This window comes from Trinickia diaoshuihuensis, from assembly GCF_003390925.1.
Lineage (GTDB): Bacteria > Pseudomonadota > Gammaproteobacteria > Burkholderiales > Burkholderiaceae > Trinickia > Trinickia diaoshuihuensis.
The window spans coordinates 21,243-41,774 of sequence record NZ_QUBS01000002.1 but is presented as its reverse complement, the minus strand read 5'-3'; the positions used below and the strand labels follow the sequence as shown (position 1 = coordinate 41,774).

Genomic DNA, 20,532 nt, shown 5'->3' with positions numbered 1-20,532 from the left:
TGAGTAGGCTTTCATTCATGCCGATTCTACCGCCCCCGGACCTCGTCTAAGATTCAGACGACACGACAACTATTCTGACGCCGGGGGCGTGGCGAGTTAAACCAGCCTTCGTCATACGCAGCAAAGCTCACCGATGATCCCTCGGTATCGCATTTGTACTGGGCTCCAAGAACCTCTGGGTCCGCAAACGAATTGGCGGCACTGGCAAACAGCCACGCGATGAGGAGTCGACATAACGTTTTCACGAGTTTGGGCCCGGTCTGAGTTGTTCCGCACCCTCCGTTCCGGGTAGCGCGCCTCGATTGTCAACGATGCGGATCTATCTGTCGAATGGTCCCCTCATGGCCGATCCCGGTCCGCGCGGTTGTCGCGACAGGAGCGTGACCCCGGTGAGGCGTAGCGCAAACGCGCCACGCGTCCCCCACCGAATCTATTCAGACCGCACGCGACACAAGCTCGCTCAGAACCGTGTCCAGCCCGACGTGGCCGCGCAAGATTTCATTTGGATGGCTTTCGAAGTCGATCCAGCCTTCGTTGAAGCCGTCCAGCATGCGCATGCGGGGTAGCGGATGTTTCATGCCCTGCTCGCGAAACAGCGCTTCCCACGTTTGCCTATCGACGACATCCGCGCGCACGTCCCGGCCCAAAACACGAGCGAAGGCCAGTGCGAGATCGTTGGGGCTCACGCGACGCGGGCCCTCGAGTTCGACGACACGAACACCGCGCCACGTCTGCCCCAGCAGTTCTGCCGCAACGCGGCCCACGTCCGCGGTGGCCACCATCGGCACGAGCTTGTCGAGCGGGTGTAGGTAACTGGCGACGACGCCATCGTCGCGCGCGGACGCGACGTCCCACGCGGCGTTTTCCATGAACCAGCCCGGCCGCAGGAACGTCACCGGCATAGGCATCTCGCGCAGCGCCTGCTCCATCAGCGTGTGTTGCGTGAGCAGATTGGGCTCATTAGCCTGTGCGCCGATCGTTGACAAGTAAACGGCCCTTTCGGGGCGCGCCTTCAGAAGCGCGGCGGACACGGCCTCGATCACTTTCCGCGCTTCGGGAAACCCAGGCTCCGGATCGAACTGCGGCGGCAGCAGGATGAAAACACCCTCAGCGCCTGCGAATGCGGCGGCAAGCGACGAGGGGTCTTCCATGAAGGCCGTCGCAATTTCGCACCCGCGCTCCGCCCACACCGCCGCCCGCGTCGTGTCACGCACGACTGCACGCACCGACCCGCCCGACGCCAGCAGCTCGTGGGCCAGTGCGCCGCCGACTTTGCCGGTAATTCCTGTTATTGCATACATCACTCGTTCTCCATGTGTGAATACGTCGGTCGCATTCTGGACAAACGCCGAACGAAACAAAACGACATGGATAGCATCAGATAAGTGACAACGAGTCACCAATTCGGCATGATTGCCGCAGACACCCGATATGGCTGCACTGTGTCCGCCACCCGCCATCCGTATTCACTCGAACAACCATGAGATCCAGTAGCGAGAAGCTGTCCGGCAGCATTAGCGTGTTTGCCGCCGTGGCCGATGCGGGGACGTTTGCGGCCGCGTCGGAAGTCATAGGCATGACGCCGCCGGGTGTCAGTCGAGCGATCGCGCGGCTGGAAAGAAGGCTGGGCATTCGGCTTTTCAACCGAACGACGCGGTCCGTTTCGCTGACTGAAGAGGGCCGCCGCTTTTACGAGCACGTCATGCCCCATCTCGCCGGGTTGGAGGAAGCGGCCGCGGCCGCCGCAGGCGGCGCTTCCACCGTGCGCGGAAAGCTGAGAATCAATCTCGATCCCGTCGTCAACCGGGCGATTCTAGGGCAACAACTCGATGCGTTCATGGATGCGCATCCCGAACTCGAAATCGAACTCATCGCGCGCGATAGCCTGGGCGACCTCGTCATGGACGGCTTCGATTTCGCCGTGCGGTTCGGCGAACCGCGAGCATCGAGTCTGATCGCGAGAAAGCTGCTTGATACCCGCGTTGTGACGGTCGCGGCCCCCTCGTATATCGCTCGCCGAGGAAGGCCGGCAAAACCGGAGGACCTTGAAAGCCGAAGCCACCGATGCATCGAATTTCGCAATCCGGAGACAAGCAAGCCCTTCGTTTGGGAATTCCATCGCGGGCGCAAACGTATTGCGATCGACACCCGGGGACGTCTCACGGTCAACGATCCGGGCGCCTTACTCCACGCGTGCCTCGCCGGTTCTGGAATTGCGCAGATGCTGCTGCTCGGGGCCGAGCCGCTGATCGCCGACGGCCGGTTGATCAATCTCTTTCCCGAGTGGGCAGACGAGCGGTTCCCCTTATACGCCTACTACCCGTCCCGGCATCACGTACCGGCAAAGACACGAGCGTTCCTCGACTTCATGGTCGAACTGACGGGCGTTCACGGGCAAGGCAGCATGCGCTAGTGCTTTACCGGCGGAGCCCACGTTGTGTGTAGCCGCGCGATCAATCGCGGCTAGCCAGCGCGGATTCACTCACCCGATCGTCATGCCCCGACGCGGCCGTTTGCTGAGCCTCGGAAGACTTGTCGTTCCACACGACATGGTTGTCGACGGCGTAGAGCCGGCACGGCGAGTTGCCGTTTTCCTTGCTGCAATTCGCAAGGGCCACCGACATCGGATTGTCGCCGCCCTCGGCCCACGACCATGCGCCCGATGCCGACACCGCGAACGCGCGCGTCGGATATTGATCGAGGAATTGACGGTACGCGGCGCGGCCCGCGGCATCGAGGTAGGGCACGGCGCTGACCGAGTCGATCGCCGCATAGCCCGTGTCATGCGGAATCCCCTCGTCTTGAACTTGATACTGCACGCGCGTGGGCATACCGATGCGTTCGAGGAAGGTCTCGACCGACGGCCACCAAATGCGCACGCCGTCGCGATCGACGACGAGCCGGTGCGCGTCGTTCTTATAATCGCCGAAATCGACCATTTGCGCGGGCGCGCCGTGCGCGACGTAGCCCGCGTACATGCGCTTGGCTAAGTTGGCGCTCCAAACGGAATCGTTATCGCCGTAGATCCAAAGCGAAGGAACGCGTACGGTTTCGCCGTACTGTTCGAACGCATGCGTGAGGTTCTCTTGCCAACCGCCGCAGGCGTCCTGACGCAGCCCGCCCGAGAAATTGATCAGGCCGCGCACGCCTTGGGACGCGTCCGTGCCGTAAGCGATCGTCGTCAAACCGCCGTGGGACGTTCCCGCCACCACGATGCGAGAGGAATCGACATAGCCGCGGCCCGTCATGTACGCGATCGTCGCTTTGACGTCGTCGGCCTGGGAGATACCGTTTCTCGCCACGTCGCAGCCTTCTTGACGATAGGTGCCCCCCGACTCGGCGAAGCCTTCGCGATTCGGCGCGACGACGACATAGCCGCGCCGCACGAACTCGCGCGCAAACGAAAGCGGACGGCTGCGCGGCTGGGCGCGCGGATCGCCCTCGATCTTTCCGTGATTGAACACGACGAGCGGGAACGGTCCTTTGCCGTCGGGTTTATAGATGGTCGCCTCGAGCGTGACCGTCCCCGCCGCGTCGACGGGAATGCGGACGATCTGTTCGTTCATGCTGCCGCCGAGCGCAGGCAAGCCATAGACACCGTGGTCGAACTCGAGCGGCGCGACGCTTGCCCGCGAGAGCGGCCGCACGTCGTTGGAGGCCAGCGTCAACGCGCTGACCGCATCGCCCGAGGACGACGCACTCGCACCCGCAAAGGCGCTCATCCAGGCGCACGCGCACAAACAACCGACGAATACGTTTTTCAAACTCATGCGCGTGTCTGCTCTAGTCACAAAAAAGCGCCGCGGGGGCAAGGCCGGACTGTCCTGTGGGCCCGGTCGACTCAGTATCCACGAGCCGCTCGCCGTGCCGTTGCCCGAAAAGAGAGGGGCAGCGACCGCAATTCGCCCCATGGGCTGCGGCGCGAACGCGGCGGCCAATCGAGCGCGAGAACGGGAGCGGGTTACAAGGCGTTGGTCGGCCGCGCGTTAAGCAAAGACTTAAACCGCGCGAGCGATCGTTATCGCCGATTGTGGATTGCAGGCGGGGCCGTCGCGAGACGTGCCGTGTGCACAGGCGCACCACAAGTATGGCCATCGTAGCGTCGCCAAAATGATCTGTGCAATGCAGGAGAACCCGGGGCGCCGAGCGGCCCGGGTCGATGTGGCGGCAACCTTTGCTTACGCAAAGATCGCCCGAAAAAGCGCGTGAGTCAGCGCTCGCTAACGTCGCCGTCCACGTAGCGCCAGCGCTCGTCGTCGCCGCGCACGAAGCGGCTGACTTCGTGCAGACGATGGCCGCGCCCGCCTTGTTTGTAACGAGCGACGAATTCGACGATCGCGTGCCGCGCGTCTCGCGCCTCGAACCGCTTCACTTGCAGTCCGAGCCAGCGTGGGGCGTCGGGCGCTTCGATATCGACGTGAAGGTCGGGAGGACAGGTCGCAGCATCCCATGTAGCGCGCAGGTAGTCTGTGTTGCCGAGCACATAGGCGCTGTAGCGCGAGCGCATCAACTCGAGCGCCGTGGGAGCGAGCGCGCGGCCGTCGAGGTAGGGACCGCAGCAGGCGTCGAAGCGCGGCGGGACTGCCGCGGCCGAGCGGCCCGGCGCCGTACCTCCGCACGGACACGCTAGCGGCGCCGTCATTGCGTCAGCCCCCGCGCGATCAGAATCTTTTGAATGTCGCTCGTGCCTTCGTAAATCTGGCAGACACGCACGTCGCGGTAGATGCGCTCGACCGGGAAGTCGCTCACGTAACCGTATCCGCCGAAGGTTTGAATGGCGTTGGAGCAAATGCGCTCGGCCGCTTCCGAGGCGAACAGCTTGGCCATGGCCGCCTCGGTGAGGCAAGGCTGGCCCGCGTCCTTGAGCGAGGCGGCGTGCCAGACGAGCTGGCGTGCCGCCTCGAGCTGAGTTGCCATCTCGGCGAGGCGGAATTGCACGGCTTGATGCGCGTAGATGGGTTGGCCGAAGCTTTCGCGCTCTCGCGCGTAGGCCTGCGCGGCCTCGAATGCCGCGCGCGCCATGCCGACGCTTTGCGCGGCGATGCCGATGCGCCCGCCTTCCAGCCCCGACAACGCGATCTTGTAGCCCTCGCCTTCGGCGCCGATACGATTGGCGGCCGGAACGCGGCAGCCTTCGAACACGATCTGCGCCGTGTCCGACGAGTGCTGGCCGAGTTTGTCCTCGAGGCGGGCGACGACATAGCCGGGCGTGTTCGTCGGTACGATGAACGCGCTGATGCCGCGTTTGCCGGCCGCTCTATCGGTCACGGCCAACACAATCGCGACGTCGCCGTTTTTGCCGCTGGTGATGAATTGCTTGACGCCGTCGATGACGTAGCTGTCGCCGTCGCGCACGGCCACCGTGCGCAGCGCCGATGCGTCCGATCCCGCTTGCGGCTCGGTCAGGCAGAACGCGCCCAGCATCTCGCCGCGCGCGAGCGGGGTCAGCCAGTCGCGTTTTTGCGCATCGTCGCCGTAGGCCAGCAGGATGCTGCACACGGGGCAGTTGTTGACGGAAATCGCCGTGGATGTGCCGCCGTCGCCGGCTGCGATTTCCTCCAGGATAACGGCGAGCGCAAGCGCATCGAGGCCCGCGCCGCCGTATTCGGCCGGCACGAGCACGCCGTACGCGCCAAGCTCGGCCAACTGCCGGTGCACGTCCTTCGGGAACGTCCGCTCGCGGTCCCAGGTCGCCGCGTGCGGTGCGATCGCCTCGCGCACGAAGGTGCGGATAGCGTCGCGTATCATCGAGTGATCTTGGTCGAGGACCATGGGCCGATGTCTCCGTAAATCTGATTTTCGTTTGGGGCCGTGTGCAGTCCGTGCACATCCGGTTGCGTCTACCAATCGATCGAGGTGCCGTCGTACTGGATAAACCGGCCGTGATAAGCGTCGCGATCGACCGCCGCCGCGGCGATCACGGAGCGCATGCCCGTGACGCTGCGCTCCGCGTCGATCGCCGCGTGGGCGCCGCCCATGGCGGTGCGCACCCAGCCTGGGTGCAGCGCGAGGCACGTGGCGCGGCGCGTTTGCACGGCGGCGATGCGCAGCGCCGAGTTCAGCGCCGCTTTGCTCGCGCGGTAGAGCCAGCCCGTGGTGCCGGTCGCCTCGGCGATGCTGCCCATGCGGCTCGATACCACGGCGAGCACGCCATGGGCCGATTCGACGAGCGGCAGCAGAATGGGCATCAGCATCATGGGGCCGCGCACGTTGGTCGTCATGACGTAATCGAAGTCCTCGACGGAGAACGGCTCCACGCCTTCCGTGGCCGGTCCGTAGACACCGGCTACGATCAGCGCCGCGTCGAGCCGTTCGCCCGCGAGCTTGCGCTCGAACGCGGCGATATCGTCCGGCTCCGTCACGTCCAGCGAGATCGCCGATACGCCTGGTACTTCTAGCTCGGCGAGGGCCTTGCCGTCGCGCGCCGTGGCGATCACGCGCCAGCCAGCCGCGCGGTATTGACGCACGAACTCATGACCGATGCCGCGCGACGCGCCGACGATCAATACCGTTCTCATGGTGTTTCTCCGATTGCGATATCACCGCGATCGATGCGCCAGCCGCGCAGTATCGATCGACCGATTTCGATCAAACGATTTCGATACCCATCGCCGTGGCTTCGCCGCCCCCGATGCACAGGCTCGCGATGCCGCGCTTGCCGCCGCGCTTGCGCAGCGCGCCGATGAGCGTCACGAGAATGCGGGCCCCCGACGCGCCGATCGGGTGGCCGAGCGCACAGGCGCCGCCGTTCACGTTGACCTTTTCATGCGGCAGCCCATGCTCGGTCATGGCGGCCATCGTCACGACGGCGAATGCCTCGTTCACTTCATACAGATCGACGTCGTTCGCGCGCCAGTCGTTTTTCTCGAGCAGCTTGCGAATCGCCCCGACGGGCGCCGTCGTGAATTTCGAGGGCTCCTGCGCGAACGTCGAGTGTCCGACGATGCGCACGAGCGGGGCGAGACCGAGCCGCTCGGCCGTTGAGGCGCGCATCATGACCAGCGCGGCGGCGCCGTCGGAGATGGACGACGAGTTCGCCGCCGTGACCGTGCCGGTTTTGCTGAACGCGGGCTTGAGCGTCGGGATCTTGTCGAGATTGGCCTTGAACGGTTGCTCGTCGCGCGAGATCGTCACTTCGTCACCCTTGCGGCCGGCGACCTTCACGGGCGCGATCTCCCATGCGAAGGAGCCGTCTTCGTTGGCGCGTTTCGCGCGCACGAGCGATTCGACGGCGAACGCGTCTTGCGCCTCGCGCGTGAAGCCATAGGCGCTCGCGCATTCCTCGGCGAAGGTGCCCATGAGGCGGCCTTTCTCGTATGCATCCTCCAGGCCGTCGAGGAACATGTGGTCGAGCACTTGGCCGTGTCCCATGCGCATGCCGCCGCGCGCCTTCGGCAGCAGGTATGGCGCGTTGGTCATGCTTTCCATGCCGCCCGCCACCATGACGTCCACCGAACCGGCCGCCAGCATGTCGTGCGCGAACATCGCCGCGCGCATGCCGGAGCCGCACATCTTGTTGACCGTCGTGCAGCCTGTCGAGAGCGGCAGCCCCGCGCCCAATGCCGCTTGCCGCGCGGGCGCTTGACCGAGCCCGGCGGGCAGCACGCAGCCCATCAGCACTTCCTCGATCTGTTCCGCTTTCAACCCGGAGCGCTCGAGCGCGGCCGCGATCGCGGCGGAGCCGAGCTGCGGCGACGTGAGCGAGGCGAACTCGCCCTGAAAGGCCGCCATCGGCGTGCGCGCCGCCGAGACGATGACGATCGGATCCTTCGAATTGCGCGTTGCGTCAGTCATGTTTTATCTCCTTGATCACACCCTTGGCCACCTGCTCGAGTTCCGCGAGGCTCGCGGCGTCGGCGGCAACCATATCGTTTTGCGTCGTGCCGGCTTGCTCGGCGGAGAGCGCGGCGACGCAGCGCCGGTACGTTTGCTCGAGCCTATCGGCGCTCGAAATCGTCATGCCGAGATTGCGCACGCGTCCGTCGTGCACGCCGTAGGCGAGGCCGTGCACGGTGAGCGGCTGGCTGCGCGCCCATGCGTCGTTGACGATCGTCGTGCGGCACACGTTGACGACTTGCTCGATCGTATTGAGTTCGACGAGACGGCGATGGCGCGCCACCATCGGCCACTGTTCGAGCAATGCGGCATGCTTGTCGCGCACGTCGTGAATGTGGTGCAGCCAGTTGTCGGCCAAGCCGACGCGCCGATCGAGCAGCGCGGCGCCGACGCCCGAGCAGCCGTAGTGACCGACCACCATGATGTGTTTGACCTTGAGCAGATCGACGGCGAATTGGATGACCGACAAGCAGTTCAGATCCGAGTGCACGACGACGTTCGCGATGTTGCGGTGGACGAAGACTTCGCCGGGCGGCAGGCCGATGATTTGATTGGCCGGAACGCGGGAATCGGAGCAGCCGATCCACAAATATTCGGGTGCCTGTTGATCGGCGAGACGCGTGAAGTACTCCGGGTCTTCGGCGAGCTTGCGCGCGACCCACGCTTCGTTGTTGGCGAAGAGCTGGGCGAGCGGATGGTTCTGATCGTTCATGGTGCGTCGTCGCGTGAGTTGGGCCTAGGACAGGCTAGGAATGGCGTGCGGTGGTGGCCGGCGCGACTGGGCTCAGGCCGCGCGCGCGGCATCGGAGCCGCCGCCGTCCGCGCGAGCCGGTTCGGCGTCGTTCGCCCGAGCGTCTTGCGCCGCCGGAAAGCGCGCGGGGAAGCGATTGCAAAAGCGCATGCCGCGTTCGTACGGAAAGAAGTCGGGCAATTCGCCTTTGAGCAGCATGTCTTTATGCTTTTGCCAGAGCTTCGGGTCGAAGAAATCGGCGTGATGGCGCATGAAGTACTGGCGCACCGTGGGATCGCCGAGCAGGAACGTGGAGTACGTCTCGGGAAAAATATCGTTCGGACCGACGCCGTACCACGGTTCGGCCGACAATTCGTCTTCTTCCGTCCGTGCTTGCGGAATGTGCCGCACGTTGCAGTCGGTCAGGTATTCGATCTCGTCGTAGTCGTAGAACACCACGCGGCCTTGCCGCGTGACGCCGAAATTCTTATAGAGCATGTCGCCCGGGAAGATGTTCGCCTGCATGAGTTCCTTGACCGCGTCGCCGTATTCCTTGATGGCATGCTCGATATCGGCATCGTTGCCGTTTTGCAGGAACAGATTGAGCGGCACCATGCGGCGCTCGATGTAGACGTGCTTGATGATCAAGCAATCGCCTTCGTACTCGATCATCGAGGGCGCTTCCTTTTCCAGTTCGCGCACGAGCTGCTCGTCCAAACGCGAGAGCGGCAACGCCACGCTCGAATATTCGAGCGTATCGGCCATGCGACCGAGCCGGTCGTGCCGCTTCACGAGCAGATACTTCTCTTGGATCTTTTGGCGCGTCGTTTCCTTCGGGGGCGGGAAGACGTCCTTGATGATCTTGAATACGTACGGGAACGAGGGCAGCGTGAACACGACCATCACGAGCCCCTTGATGCCGGGCGCGACGATGAAGTGATGCGTGAACACGACCATCACGAGCCCCTTGATGCCGGGCGCGACGATGAAGTGATCGCTCGAATGCGAAAGGTGCTTGAGCAAGTCGCGATAGAACAGATTCTTGCCTTGCTTCTGCAATCCGACCGACGTGTAGATCTCGGCTTTGGGCTTGCCCGGCATGATGGTGCCGAGGAAGTCGACGTAGGCGGAGGGCACGTCCATGTCGACTAAGAAGTACGAATGCGAGAAGCTGAAGATGATCTGCAGTTGTTCGCGCTTGAGCAAGACGGTATCGAGCGCAAGCAGGCCCGGCTTCACGTGACGAATGGGAACGGCGAACGGCAGCAGCAGTTCGCCGTTGATGATGCGCCCGATGATGTATGCGGCCTTGTTGCGATAGAACAGCGACGAGAGCACGTGAACCTGAAAGTTCACCGCTTCCGAGAAGGCGCCGTACGTTTCGTGGATCGAATCGATGATGCAGGCCACGTCGCGCGTCAAATCCTCGAAAGGCCGTTCGAGCTGGAAGTTCGTGACGATGCGCTCGAGCGTGGCGGCTAGACCGTCTTTGCCGGGATAGTACGCGCGGTAGGTCGGCTTGGCGGCCGGCTCGTCGTTTTCGAGGTATTCCGTCGAGATGACGGGCCGAACGAAGATGAAGTCGTTGTTGAAGTACGACCGATGCAAGATCTTGCAGCACACGGAGTTGAAGAACGTCTCGGCGCACTCGGGCTGCAGGTGCTGCGTCAGCAGGCCGATGTAATGCAGCTTGATTTGCTGCCAGATTTCATCGTCGATGTTCTCGGCGTCGTATTCGTCCTCCAGCAAGCGCACGCATTCCTCGACGCGGTCGTCGTACGACGCGATGCGGTCGCGCGCGAGCTTTTGCAGCGCGAGCCAATCGCCGGCTTCGAATAGGCTCTTCGCGTGCACGGCCGCGGCGCGGAACGAGCCGTAATGGCGATTGAAGCCTTCCAGAATCGACTGCGCGACATCGAAGCCGATCTGCGACGACAGCAGTTTGGGAAAGTGTTTCATGTTCGCTCGGAATGGGCCGCCCCTTCTCGGTCGCGGCCAGGCTCGTCTTCGTCTTCATCCTCGCGGGCGAGGGCGCCGCGCTCGAGTGCCACGCCGTTCTCGGCCAGCATTGCCCGGCACTGCGATTCGTACTGCGCGAGGTCTTCGAGCGTCGCCGTCAAATCCTCCAACTGCCGCTCGAGCACCTGCCGGTGCTCCGCGATCGTCGCAAGGAATGCATGCAACTGCGGCACAGTATCGGTCGGCGATTCGTACAGATCGAGCAGATCGCGAATTTCCGACAAAGTGAAGCCGAGCCGCTTGCCGCGCAACGTCAGCTTCAAGCGCGTGCGATCGCGCGGCGAATACACGCGCCGCAGGCCGCTCGAGCCTTCGCGGCGCGGCGCGAGCAGGCCCTGATCCTCGTAGAAACGGATCGCGCGGGGCGTAACGTCGAATTCGCGTGCAAGTTCGGTGATCGTGAAGTGCTGGGTCATGGCGGGCGCGTCGGGGTAGAATCGACGGACGTTTACGTTATCGTCAACTTCGACAAAGTGCAACTGGGCGGCGCCCGGTTGCATCCGACCGGGATTACCCAGATGAATGCGTTGGAACATCAACTCGACTATCCGTTCGCCGATGCGTTGCCCGAGCCGGGGCGCGTGCGCGAGGTGGCGCCTGGCGTCTTTTGGGTGCGGATGCCGTTGCCGTTCGTGCTCGATCACATCAACCTGTGGCTGCTCGCGGACGAAATCGACGGACGCACCGGTTGGACCGTGGTCGATTGCGGCGTCGCCGACGAAGCGATCAAGTCCAATTGGGAACGAATCTTCGAGGAGGTGCTCGGCGACGCGCCGATACTGCGCACGATCGTGACGCATTGCCATCCCGATCATCTGGGGCTCGCCGACTGGATCTGCCGGGGCGGGGCGCGTGCGCGTTGGAACGTGCGGCTATGGATCACGCTCGGCGAGTACATGCTCGGGCGCGTGATGGCCGCGGGAGACGGATCGAACGCCGGCGGCGAAGGCGCGGCGCGCCACTTCGCGCGGCATGGATTGCAAGACGCGGTCTCGCTCGAAAAGCTGCGCAACCGGCGCGACTATTATTCGAAGCTCGTACCGTCGATGCCGACGCAGTACCGGCGTATGCGCGAGGGCGATGTCATCCGCATCGGCGCGCACGATTGGCGCGTCGTGACGGGTTACGGGCACTCGCCGGAGCACGCCGCGCTCTTTTGCGAAGCGACCGGCGTGCTCATTTCGGGCGATATGGTGTTGCCGCGAATCTCGACGAACGTGTCCGTCTTCGACATCGAGCCAGAGGGCAATCCGCTTGCGCTCTACCTTGAATCGCTCGGGCGCTACGAAGCGATGCCCGCCGATACGCTCGTGCTGCCCTCGCACGGTAAGCCGTTCCGTGGGCTGCATACGCGTATCGCGCAATTGCGCGCGCACCATGACGCCCGTCTCGCGGAGGTGCGGGCCGCGTGTGCCGAGCGCCCGATGAGCGCCGCCGATATCGTGCCGCTGATGTTCAAGCGCGCACTCGACGTTCACCAATTGACGTTCGCCATGGGCGAGGCGCTCGCTCACCTGCATTTGCTATGGCTGGCCGGCGAACTGGCGCGCGAAGAGGGCGAGGACGGGATCGTGCGGTTCGCGCCCGCGGGGTGAGATGGGCCGGCGGGTTTGTCAGGGCGTCAGGGCGTCAGGGCGTTAGCGGTAGTGCGTTCGGTGCGGTCGCGGCGGCCCGCCTGCCGCCGAGTTCGGCGGATGCGAGGGCGAAGGCTTCGTCCGCCCACGCCGTGAACGCGGCGAACACGCGGTCGACGAATTGCACGGAGCGTGCGCGTTGCGAGTCGTCGAGTGCGATCGCGGCGATCTCGGCGTGCTCGCCGTTTTGTAGATGTCCGTCTTCGAAGGCGACATGGGACGGCCCAAAAAATCGCAGCGGCTGACCCAGTTCTCGTTCGAGCGGCGCGGCGAGCGCCGCCGTCGACTCGAATACGACGTTGCCCGTTTCCTCGACGGCTTCCACGATCGCGATGCGCTCGACGGTCTCGGCTTGATCGACGAGTGCGCAAAGCTCGTAGGCGAGTAGCCGGGTACAAGCGGTCTCGTCGCTCCATAATGCATGCAGCGCGTCTATCACCGTCGTTTCGGCGTTCCATCCGAGTTTCTCGAGGTCTTCCAGATACCACTGCCAGTGGTTGGCGTCTTCTTCGGCGTGCGCGTTCAAGCGCTGCTGATGAGGATCGGCTGCCTCGTGCCGATACAGCAAATGCCGATTGATGTCGCCGAACGCCATGATAAAAAACGCGGTCTGTCGCATGAACGACAGACGTTCCCTTGGCAATAGACTGTCGTCGCGCATCATCGCGAACAACGGCAATTTCTTGAACATCGCCTGGTGCCGGACGATGTGAGCCATCACGGATTTCATGAATGATCGGCCTCGCGGGTGGGCTTGCCTCGGAGGCGGTCGCGGGAGGGGGAGCCGCAAGTCGCCGCCCCGAGCGGCGAACGAGATAGTTCGAATATAAGCCGTGCGTATGACGTTGCAACGATTGTCAGCAAGTTGGCGGGGCTTGATTGGAGGCTGTGCGCAGGTCTCTTCAAATAATGGTGATCGGGGGCGATTGCGGCGCTCACCTCACCTCGCTTCGGCGAAAGGCGGGCGAGCGCCGACCCACGAGGCGTGCGTGCTATCGATTCGTTGCCGCCGCTGCCTCGGGCTGCACCAGCGCTGCCGCGGCGTCGAGCATGCCTACGCCGCATTGCGCGCCATCTTCCTTAGCCGCGCAGTTCGAGTCCGCGGGAAAAGCGCGGGCGCTCGCTCGCAGTTTCTCGCGGATCGCGGAAGGCGTGAGGCTAGGGCTGGCGGCGAGCATCAACGCAACGGCGGCCGAGACGTGCGGCGCGGCCATGCTCGTGCCGTCTTGGGTTCGATAGGTGTCGTCGCCCGGAACGGTCAGTCCCGCGTTGGAGGTCGATAGAATGCCGACGCCCGGCGCACCGATATCGATGCGCGCGCCGAAGTTGCTGAATGCCGGCATTTTGCCGTCCGCATCGATGGCCGCCACCGCGATCGCACCGCGGCAGCTCGCGGGCTCGCCCACTTCGATGCCGCCGTTGCCCGCGGCCGCCACGAGCGTTGCCCCTTGCGCCAGCACGTCGTCGATGGCCGCTTGCATGGCGCGGCCGCAAGGCTGCGACGTCCCGAGGCTCATGTTCACGATCTTGGCCGGATGCGCGTTGGCCGGTACACCGGGGACCGGAAGCCCCACCGCCCAACGCAGCGCGTCGATGATGTCGCTCGCCGGCCCGCCGCATTTGCCTAGCGCGCGGACCGGCAAGATCCGCGCTTGCCAAACGCCCCCCGCGCCGCCGATCTCGTTGTTGGCCACGGCTCCGATCGTGCCGGCGACATGCGTGCCGTGCCATGAACTGTTGCTCGCCCAGCGGTCGGTGCCGTCGCACGCGAGCGATTCCTCCTCGGTGACCCAATCGCCCGGGTCGGATGCGTCGGCATCTCTGCCGTCGCCGTCGTTGGCAATCACGGGGTTGGTCAGAAAGTCATATCCGGGCAGTAGATTGGCGACGAGATCGGGATGCGGCCGATAGCCCGTATCGACCACGGCGATGATCGCCTCGCTCGAACCCGTCGTCGTGTCCCATGCGGTGTGAAAGCGCGCGGCGCCCACGGCGTTGCGAAGGCCCCATTGCTTTTCATAGAGCGGGTCGCTCGGCGCCAACTGGCGATGCAGCAGATAGTCCGGTTCGGCATATTCGATCTCCGGTTGGGACTGCAAGCGCGCCGCGATTTCGTTCGCGGTATCCTCGCGCACGGGACTGCTCAGCGTGACGACGTGCGCGGCACCCGACATCGGCCGAGTCTCGATGACGTACTGCGGCGAGCGGCGGACGCGCCCCGCCGGCGGCGATTCGACCGGCTTCTCGTGCAAGACGCGTTCGATGGCCCGTCGGGCAAGCGCTGCATGGGCCTCTTGCTCGCCCGTATTCGAATGAGTCGATTGCGGGGTGGCGGATGCTTTGACCTTGACGATGAACCGCGTGACGCGTTCTTTCGATGCCGGTTCGGTAGGCGAGGCCGCCCAGGCGTCCGGCATAGCGGGGGTAAGGGAAAGCAACGCGGCGACGAAACGATTCACGATGGGTCGGCACGGTGTCATGAGCGCTCCTATGGGCTCGTGGTGAAAGCAAATAGAAAGCTTGCTCAGCACGAACCGTTCCCGTTTCCGAAAGCGCGGTGTGAAGCCGAAAGGCGTCGCCGTGGGTTGCGAATGCGCATCAACGATCGATGCGCATCGCATCGGCACGGGCCAGCAGCAATTGCCGCTCGCGCGCGTTTTGTGTCATCGTGGCCGCCCGTTCGAACTCCGCGCGCGCTTCGTCGAGCCGGCCCAGCTTGGCCAGAAAGTCGCCGCGCACGCTCGGCAGCCAGTGGTAGCGCGCGAGTGCCGGATTGGCCGCGAGCGCTTCGACGATGTCGAAACCCGCCTGCGGTCCATACGCCATGCCGACCGCGACCGCGCGGTTCAGTTCGACGACGGGCGAGGGCGTAATTTCTGCAAGGGCATCGTAGAGCGCGACGATTTGCGCCCAATCGGTATCTTCGGCGCGATGCGCGCGTGCGTGACATGCCGCAAGCGCCGCTTGCAGCGCATAAGGGCCGAGCGCGCCGCCGAGCGCTTGCGCGCGTTCGAGCGCGGCAAGGCCACGGCGAATCAAGAGCGGATCCCAACGCGAGCGGTCTTGATCGGCGAGCAACACGGGGCGGCCTCCCGCGTCGATTCGCGCATGCAGCCGCGAAGCCTGCAACTCCATCAGTGCGACGAGGCCGTGCACTTCGCTGTCCTCGCGCATCAACTCCGCGAGGATCCGGCCGAGGCGCAGCGCTTCGTCGCACAGCGTCGGGCGCGTCCAATCTTCCCCCGCCGTCGCCGCATAACCTTCGTTGAAGATCAGATAGAGCACTTCTAGCACCGACCCAATACGCGTTGCGCGGGCATCGGCGCGCGGCACCTCGAACGGCACCCGCGCTTCGCGCAGCGTGCGCTTGGCGCGGACGATACGCTGGGCGATCGTCGCCTCGGGCGTCAGAAACGCGCGCGCGATTTCGTGCGTGGCGAGCCCGCCCAGTAGCCGCAAGGTCAGCGCGACGCGCGCATCCGTCGAAAGCACCGGGTGGCACGCCGTGAAGATCAGCCGGAGCAAGTCGTCGCCGATGTCGTCGGCGCGCGCCTCATCGATCGCATCGACGAAATCGGGCACGACGTGGGCTTCCAACGCGTCCAAGTCGCGCCCGATCGCCTCGTGCTTGCGTGCGTGCAGCGCGTCTTGGCGCAGCTTGTCGAGCGCGCGATGCTTGACCGTCGCCATCAGCCAAGCGCCGGGATTGTCCGGCACGCCATCGCGCGGCCAGTGTTCGAGCGCGGCGACGAGCGCGTCCTGGGCGAGCTCTTCCGCAACGCCGACGTCGCGCACGAGCCGCGCGGCATGCGCGACGAGACGCGCGGCCTCGATGCGCCAGACGGCTTCAATCGCTCCGTGCGTAGGGTTGCTTGCGGTCAACGCCGGCTCTCCTGAACTTCACGCCAGCGCTCGATCGGCTCGCTGGGCTCGAAATCCTCGAACTCGAAGAGCGGCCTCACCTCGATTTCGCCGTCGGCCGTCTCGCCGAACGGCGCCGGGAAGCGCCGCGCCCACTCGAGCGCCTCCTCGCGCGAGCGTACTTGGATCAAGGTGTAGCCCGCGATCAATTCCTTCGTCTCGGCGAAAGGGCCGTCGATGATCGAGCGTTTCCCATCCGAATAGCGCACGCGCCAGCCTTCGCGACTGGGCTTGAGTCCGTTCGCGTCGAGCAGCACGCCCGCGCTCGCCAATTCTTCGTGATAGGCAGTCATCGCGGCCAGCAACGATTGCTCCGGCATCGCGCCAGTTTCGCTCAGGGCGGTGGCCCGAACCATGATCATGAAACGCATCGCATTGCTCCTCGCGGTAGGGGAGGCCGCCTATCGGCCTCTTTACCTATACGACGAACGAAAGGCCTCGCGATCGACAGCGGCACCCGATCGTCGTATCCGAGCGCGGCGCGTTTATTCGTAGCACGGCGCCAAACGCCGGACTTCGACCGTGCACCACTGGGCGGCCGGGCACTCGGCCGCGATGGCGAGCGCCTCTTCCTCGCGGTCGCAATTGAGCAAGTAAAAGCCGCCGACCATTTCCTTGGCTTCGGCGAACGGACCGTCGACGAGGCGGCGCTCGCCCGAGCGCACTTGCACGCGTACCGCTTCGTCGGTCGAGGCCAGCGACTGTGCGGCCACGAGCAGCCCGCGTTTGCTCAGATCCTCGCCGAAGCGGACCATCGTGTCGTAGGCGGCGCGCGCCTCGTCGGGCGTGCGTTCGGCGCGCTGGCCGACCGGCTCGACGATCAACAGCAGGTAGGACATGAGCGGCTCCTCGGATTGGGACGCACCGGCATGGCGCGACATTCGCGAGAAGCATAGAGCAGCGATGCCGCGCACGCCACTACGGGAACGCGCGGCAGGTTCGGTCAGGGCGCGATCGCGTTGGCGTCGGCTTGGCGCAAGGCCGTCATGTTGCCGACGAACGCATCGGCGATTTCGCGAGCAAGCTCGGCGATGGCCGCATTGCGCTCGGCGCGCTCGAACGAAAGTTTGGCGGGGACGATATAGGGTGTCCACGCATGCTCGCCGCTGGACGCGGCCGCCGCGAGTGGCGCGCCGATGATGGCAAACGGCGTATCGGCGCCGTGTTCCAGGTCGGCGACCGTGACGGAGACGTCGGCGCCGAGGACCTGCGCGCCCGACGCGGCGCTGTCGGCTGCGCCTTCGCCTTGCAAATGGAATACCCCGCCGATCAGCCAGCCCATGGCGGGGGGCTGATCGCCCGGCGCCAGATACCGGGCCGCGATGCCCGCATGGTTGAGCCGTTGAACCACGGCTTGAGCGACGAGCCCGGCGTCGTGCCCGGCCGCATGCGCGTGGAGCGCCGTTCGCAGGCGAGCCAGCAATCCGGCCGAGGAGGTGTTGACGGGCACGGCGACGAAGTTCGTCACATAGACGGCCTCGGGAACGGCCACCATTGGGGGCGGTCCTTGGCGGATGGGCGCGACCGGTGCGCTTGGGGCGGGCGTGGGCTCCGTAGGCGCGATGGTGACTTGGGCGACCGCCATCGGCGCGACCGTCAGATGCGTGCTCTCGACCGGCGCGCCCGCCGCGGGGTCGCCCGCCGCGGGATCGCCCGCCGCCCGATCCGCAACGACAGGATCGCCGGCCGCCGGATCGCCGGCCGCCGGATCGCCGGCCCGGTCGAACTGCGTTTGCGCAATGGCGGGAGAGAGTGCCGCGAGGGCGGCCCAAAACGTGATCGCCGCCACCGCGCGGCCGAGATTTCGCATGACTGCCGTTGATCGAATCGTGAATCCGGCGCCTAGGGTAAGGCGGCCATGTGACACGCGTCAACGGATGGCCGCGCGGCGCTGTCTTATTTCACGGAGACGGTCGCGAAATCCTGCCGGCCGAAGGCACTGACTTTGTAGCCTTCCACCGACTTGCGCGTGATCGCGCTCGCGGTCGGATAGCCGAGCGGAATCCACAGCGCTTGGTCGTGGATGATCGTCTGCGCCGTCTCATAGTCTTTGCTTCGAGCGGCTTGGTCGGCCGTGGCGCGTCCGTCGGCGATCAGCTTATCGAGCTTGGCATCGCAAAAGCGCGCGAAGTTGATGCCCGATTTCACGCCGTTGCAACTGAAAAGCGGCGTGAGGTAATTGTCCGGGTCGCCGTTGTCGCCGGCCCATCCCATGAACAGCAGGTCGTGTTGCCCTTGCTTGGCCTGCTTGATCAGCTCGCCCCATTCGATGACCTTCACCTCGGCCTTCACGCCGACCTTGGCGAGATCGGCTTGCAGCAATTCGGCACCGGCTTTCGGTTTCGGATTGAGGACGCTGCCTTGCGGACGCACCCAAATCGTCGTCGCAAACCCGTTCGGATAGCCCGCTTGGGCCAGCAGCGATTTCGCTTTGGCCGGGTCGTACGGGTAGGCTTCGACCGCTTGGTCGTAGCTCCAGGTCGACGGCGGATAGGGATTGACGGCCGGCGTCGCGGTATTGTCGAAGACCACCTTCAAGTAGGTGGCGCGGTCGAACGCCAAGTTGATCGCTTGCCGCACGCGCTCGTCGTCGAGCGGCTTCTTGCTCGTGTTCAACGCGACGAACGCCGTCATGAAGGCCGGCGTTTGCACGACGGCGAGCGACTTGTCGCCCTTTGCCGCCGCAATGTCCTCGGGTTTCGGCGAGAGCGCGATTTGGCATTCGTCGGCTTTGACCTTTTGCGCGCGCACGGTCGGATCGGGCGTGATTGCGTAAATAAGGCGATCGACCTTCGGCTTGGGCCCCCAGTAAGCGGGGTTCGCGTCATAGCGGATCACCGCGTCCTTCGTGTAGCTCTTCAACACGAACGGCCCCGTGCCGATCGGCTTCGCGTTCAAATCGGCTTGCTTGCCCGCTTTGAGCAGTTCGTCGGCGTATTGCGCGGAATAGATCGATGCGAAGCCCATCGTCAGCGTCGGAACGAACGTCGCGTTCGGCTCGTTCAAGTCGAACTCCACCGTGCGATCGTCGATCTTCTTGACCGCTTTCACGAGCTTGACGAGCCCCATCGATTGCGCGTGCGGAAAGCCGTTGGGGCCGGCCACTTTGTGCCAGGGATTGGCGGCGTCGAGCATGCGCTCGAAGGTGAAGACGACGTCGTCGGCGTTCAGGGGCCGCGACGGCTTGAAGTAATCGGTCGTCTGGAACGCTACGTTCGGGCGCAGATGGAACGTATAGACGAGGCCGTCGCCGCTGACGTCCCACTTCTCGGCAAGCGCGGGGACGATCTTTTTCGTGGCCTCGTCGTAATCGACGAGCCTGTTGAAAATGACGTCGGCCGATGCATTCGTGGTGACGAGGGAGTTGAACTGCACGACGTCGAACCCGTCGGGACTCGCCTCGGTGCACACGGTGAGCAGCTTGGCGAATGCAAGAGCGGGCAATAGGGCGAGCGTGGCGGCGAGCAGTTTGACGTGCATGGATTCCCCTTTCAGACGGAAGGCCGCAAATGAGGGCAGCAACGCGGCGAGCCAATGAGCTTAGCCCAAGCGCACGACGGCGACAACGACGCACGGTTCATATCGATATGCCTGACGTGGCACACCCGCACGTTTGCGCCTAGCTCACCGCCCGAGGCTTCCTTGGCGCCTTTTCGAAAAGGCGATCGTACAGCCATCGCGGCAGGAGCCGGAGCAATACAGCCACGATCCGCATCGGCCAAGGCAATACGGCAAACCGCGTTTTTCTCGCAATGGTCGCGGCGGCTTTTTGCGCAAAGCGCTCGGCGTCCATCAGAAACGGCATCGGATAGGGATTGTGAGCCGTCATCGGCGTACGGATGTAGCCGGGGGCGATCGTCACGACGGCCACGCCGAACGGACGCATTTCGACGCGCAACGATTCGAGATACGTCAACGCGGCGGCCTTCGATGCGCTATAGGCGCCCGAACCGGGCAATCCACGCACGCCCGCGACACTGGCGATTCCGACGAGCGTGCCGCGCCGCGCCTCGGCCATGGCCTTGGCGAACGGTTCGAACGTTGCGGCCATGCCGAAGCAATTGATATCCATCACTTCCCGGAACGTTTCGAGATCGCCATACCCCGTCGCCACGCCTTTGCTGATACCGGCATTGGCGATGACGACGTCGGGCAAGCCATGATCTTCGATGAACCGGGCGGCCGCGCGTGCCAGCGCCTGCGCATCGCGCACGTCGGCCGCGTAGGTGGCAATGGAGACTTGAGGAAAGCGCCGAGCGAACTCGGCGAGGGGATCCAGGCGGCGTGCGACGAGCCCGAGAATGGCGCCTTGCCGGGCGTATTGCTCGGCAAGGGCGAGTCCGATGCCGCTCGAGGCGCCGGTGATAAAAACCTTGAGCGATGCGTTCACAC

The 20,532-nt window shown here is 64.6% G+C and carries 19 protein-coding genes; 2 read left to right on the top strand and 17 right to left on the bottom strand.

Annotation, left to right across the window (positions count from 1 at the left end; all coding sequences use genetic code 11):
- Positions 1-434: 434 nt before the first annotated feature.
- Positions 435-1,301, bottom strand: a complete 867-nt coding sequence (locus tag DXT59_RS00380) for an NmrA family NAD(P)-binding protein (protein ID WP_116134789.1) — start codon at positions 1,299-1,301, stop codon at positions 435-437.
- Between the two features lie 179 nt (positions 1,302-1,480).
- On the opposite strand from DXT59_RS00380, the gene DXT59_RS00375 reads away from it, so the two are divergent.
- The gene (locus DXT59_RS00375) at positions 1,481-2,413 is read left to right on the top strand and encodes a LysR family transcriptional regulator (protein ID WP_116134787.1); all 933 of its coding nucleotides are present in this window, start codon (positions 1,481-1,483) and stop codon (positions 2,411-2,413) included.
- Between the two features lie 40 nt (positions 2,414-2,453).
- On the opposite strand, the gene DXT59_RS00370 is transcribed toward DXT59_RS00375, so the two are convergent.
- The 8 genes from DXT59_RS00370 to DXT59_RS00335 all read right to left on the bottom strand — a co-directional run bounded on the left by DXT59_RS00370 (position 2,454) and on the right by DXT59_RS00335 (position 11,001).
- Positions 2,454-3,770 carry a dienelactone hydrolase family protein gene (locus tag DXT59_RS00370; RefSeq protein ID WP_420823350.1) on the bottom strand — a complete coding sequence of 439 codons (1,317 nt, stop codon included), beginning with the start codon at positions 3,768-3,770 and terminating at the stop codon, positions 2,454-2,456.
- A gap of 440 nt (positions 3,771-4,210) precedes the next feature.
- Complete coding sequence (locus DXT59_RS00365; RefSeq protein ID WP_116134785.1) at positions 4,211-4,642, bottom strand: YchJ family protein; 432 nt, start codon at positions 4,640-4,642, stop codon at positions 4,211-4,213.
- A complete protein-coding gene (locus DXT59_RS00360; protein ID WP_116134783.1) occupies positions 4,639-5,772 on the bottom strand; it encodes an acyl-CoA dehydrogenase family protein in 1,134 nt (377 codons plus the stop codon). Before DXT59_RS00360 ends, DXT59_RS00365 begins: the two co-directional genes overlap by 4 nt.
- Before the next feature lie 68 nt (positions 5,773-5,840).
- A complete protein-coding gene (locus DXT59_RS00355) occupies positions 5,841-6,518 on the bottom strand; it encodes an SDR family oxidoreductase (RefSeq protein WP_116134781.1) in 678 nt (225 codons plus the stop codon).
- Between the two features lie 70 nt (positions 6,519-6,588).
- On the bottom strand, positions 6,589-7,794 hold the full coding sequence (locus DXT59_RS00350) for an acetyl-CoA C-acetyltransferase (protein WP_116134779.1): 1,206 nt from the start codon (positions 7,792-7,794) through the stop codon (positions 6,589-6,591).
- Positions 7,787-8,548, bottom strand: a complete 762-nt coding sequence (gene can, locus DXT59_RS00345) for a carbonate dehydratase (RefSeq protein WP_116134777.1) — start codon at positions 8,546-8,548, stop codon at positions 7,787-7,789. Before can ends, DXT59_RS00350 begins: the two co-directional genes overlap by 8 nt.
- Before the next feature lie 72 nt (positions 8,549-8,620).
- Entirely contained in the window at positions 8,621-10,525 is a 1,905-nt protein-coding gene (locus DXT59_RS00340) for a bifunctional isocitrate dehydrogenase kinase/phosphatase (RefSeq protein WP_116134775.1), read from the bottom strand.
- On the bottom strand, positions 10,522-11,001 hold the full coding sequence (locus DXT59_RS00335) for a MerR family transcriptional regulator (protein ID WP_116134713.1): 480 nt from the start codon (positions 10,999-11,001) through the stop codon (positions 10,522-10,524). The genes DXT59_RS00340 and DXT59_RS00335 overlap by 4 nt, the downstream gene beginning before the upstream one ends.
- Before the next feature lie 102 nt (positions 11,002-11,103).
- Between DXT59_RS00335 and DXT59_RS00330 the strand changes: the two genes are divergently transcribed.
- Positions 11,104-12,180, top strand: coding sequence for an MBL fold metallo-hydrolase (locus DXT59_RS00330; protein WP_116134765.1), 1,077 nt, complete (start codon positions 11,104-11,106; stop codon positions 12,178-12,180).
- Between the two features lie 34 nt (positions 12,181-12,214).
- Here the strand turns inward: DXT59_RS00330 and DXT59_RS00325 are convergent, their stop codons facing one another.
- From DXT59_RS00325 to DXT59_RS00285, 8 genes are all read right to left on the bottom strand, one after another.
- Complete coding sequence (locus tag DXT59_RS00325) at positions 12,215-12,949, bottom strand: hypothetical protein (RefSeq protein WP_116134715.1); 735 nt, start codon at positions 12,947-12,949, stop codon at positions 12,215-12,217.
- Between the two features lie 262 nt (positions 12,950-13,211).
- Positions 13,212-14,699, bottom strand: coding sequence for a S8 family peptidase (locus tag DXT59_RS00320; RefSeq protein ID WP_162877876.1), 1,488 nt, complete (start codon positions 14,697-14,699; stop codon positions 13,212-13,214).
- A gap of 118 nt (positions 14,700-14,817) precedes the next feature.
- A complete protein-coding gene (locus DXT59_RS00315; RefSeq protein ID WP_116134720.1) occupies positions 14,818-16,101 on the bottom strand; it encodes an RNA polymerase sigma factor in 1,284 nt (427 codons plus the stop codon).
- Positions 16,098-16,511 (bottom strand): YciI family protein, encoded by a 414-nt coding sequence (locus DXT59_RS00310; protein WP_116134722.1) that lies wholly within the window; start codon positions 16,509-16,511, stop codon positions 16,098-16,100. Before DXT59_RS00310 ends, DXT59_RS00315 begins: the two co-directional genes overlap by 4 nt.
- A 114-nt stretch (positions 16,512-16,625) precedes the next feature.
- On the bottom strand, positions 16,626-16,979 hold the full coding sequence (locus tag DXT59_RS00305) for a YciI family protein (RefSeq protein WP_116134767.1): 354 nt from the start codon (positions 16,977-16,979) through the stop codon (positions 16,626-16,628).
- Positions 16,980-17,083: 104 nt separating this feature from the next.
- Complete coding sequence (locus tag DXT59_RS30380; protein WP_162877877.1) at positions 17,084-17,950, bottom strand: hypothetical protein; 867 nt, start codon at positions 17,948-17,950, stop codon at positions 17,084-17,086.
- An 86-nt stretch (positions 17,951-18,036) separates the two neighbouring features.
- A complete protein-coding gene (locus DXT59_RS00290; protein WP_116134726.1) occupies positions 18,037-19,620 on the bottom strand; it encodes an ABC transporter substrate-binding protein in 1,584 nt (527 codons plus the stop codon).
- 139 nt (positions 19,621-19,759) lie between these two features.
- Positions 19,760-20,530, bottom strand: coding sequence for an SDR family oxidoreductase (locus DXT59_RS00285; protein ID WP_162877879.1), 771 nt, complete (start codon positions 20,528-20,530; stop codon positions 19,760-19,762).
- Positions 20,531-20,532 lie beyond the last annotated feature (2 nt).

What these genes read in the sequence shown, in the direction of transcription:
- DXT59_RS00380 (WP_116134789.1), bottom strand. Translation starts at nt 1,301, where the DNA reads ATGTATGCAATAACAGGAATTACCGGCAAAGTCGGCGGCGCACTGGCC.
- DXT59_RS00375 (WP_116134787.1), top strand. Translation starts at nt 1,481, where the DNA reads ATGAGATCCAGTAGCGAGAAGCTGTCCGGCAGCATTAGCGTGTTTGCC.
- DXT59_RS00370 (WP_420823350.1), bottom strand. Translation starts at nt 3,770, where the DNA reads ATGAGTTTGAAAAACGTATTCGTCGGTTGTTTGTGCGCGTGCGCCTGG.
- DXT59_RS00365 (WP_116134785.1), bottom strand. Translation starts at nt 4,642, where the DNA reads ATGACGGCGCCGCTAGCGTGTCCGTGCGGAGGTACGGCGCCGGGCCGC.
- DXT59_RS00360 (WP_116134783.1), bottom strand. Translation starts at nt 5,772, where the DNA reads ATGGTCCTCGACCAAGATCACTCGATGATACGCGACGCTATCCGCACC.
- DXT59_RS00355 (WP_116134781.1), bottom strand. Translation starts at nt 6,518, where the DNA reads ATGAGAACGGTATTGATCGTCGGCGCGTCGCGCGGCATCGGTCATGAG.
- DXT59_RS00350 (WP_116134779.1), bottom strand. Translation starts at nt 7,794, where the DNA reads ATGACTGACGCAACGCGCAATTCGAAGGATCCGATCGTCATCGTCTCG.
- can (WP_116134777.1), bottom strand. Translation starts at nt 8,548, where the DNA reads ATGAACGATCAGAACCATCCGCTCGCCCAGCTCTTCGCCAACAACGAA.
- DXT59_RS00340 (WP_116134775.1), bottom strand. Translation starts at nt 10,525, where the DNA reads ATGAAACACTTTCCCAAACTGCTGTCGTCGCAGATCGGCTTCGATGTC.
- DXT59_RS00335 (WP_116134713.1), bottom strand. Translation starts at nt 11,001, where the DNA reads ATGACCCAGCACTTCACGATCACCGAACTTGCACGCGAATTCGACGTT.
- DXT59_RS00330 (WP_116134765.1), top strand. Translation starts at nt 11,104, where the DNA reads ATGAATGCGTTGGAACATCAACTCGACTATCCGTTCGCCGATGCGTTG.
- DXT59_RS00325 (WP_116134715.1), bottom strand. Translation starts at nt 12,949, where the DNA reads ATGAAATCCGTGATGGCTCACATCGTCCGGCACCAGGCGATGTTCAAG.
- DXT59_RS00320 (WP_162877876.1), bottom strand. Translation starts at nt 14,699, where the DNA reads ATGACACCGTGCCGACCCATCGTGAATCGTTTCGTCGCCGCGTTGCTT.
- DXT59_RS00310 (WP_116134722.1), bottom strand. Translation starts at nt 16,511, where the DNA reads ATGCGTTTCATGATCATGGTTCGGGCCACCGCCCTGAGCGAAACTGGC.
- DXT59_RS00305 (WP_116134767.1), bottom strand. Translation starts at nt 16,979, where the DNA reads ATGTCCTACCTGCTGTTGATCGTCGAGCCGGTCGGCCAGCGCGCCGAA.
- DXT59_RS30380 (WP_162877877.1), bottom strand. Translation starts at nt 17,950, where the DNA reads ATGCGAAATCTCGGCCGCGCGGTGGCGGCGATCACGTTTTGGGCCGCC.
- DXT59_RS00290 (WP_116134726.1), bottom strand. Translation starts at nt 19,620, where the DNA reads ATGCACGTCAAACTGCTCGCCGCCACGCTCGCCCTATTGCCCGCTCTT.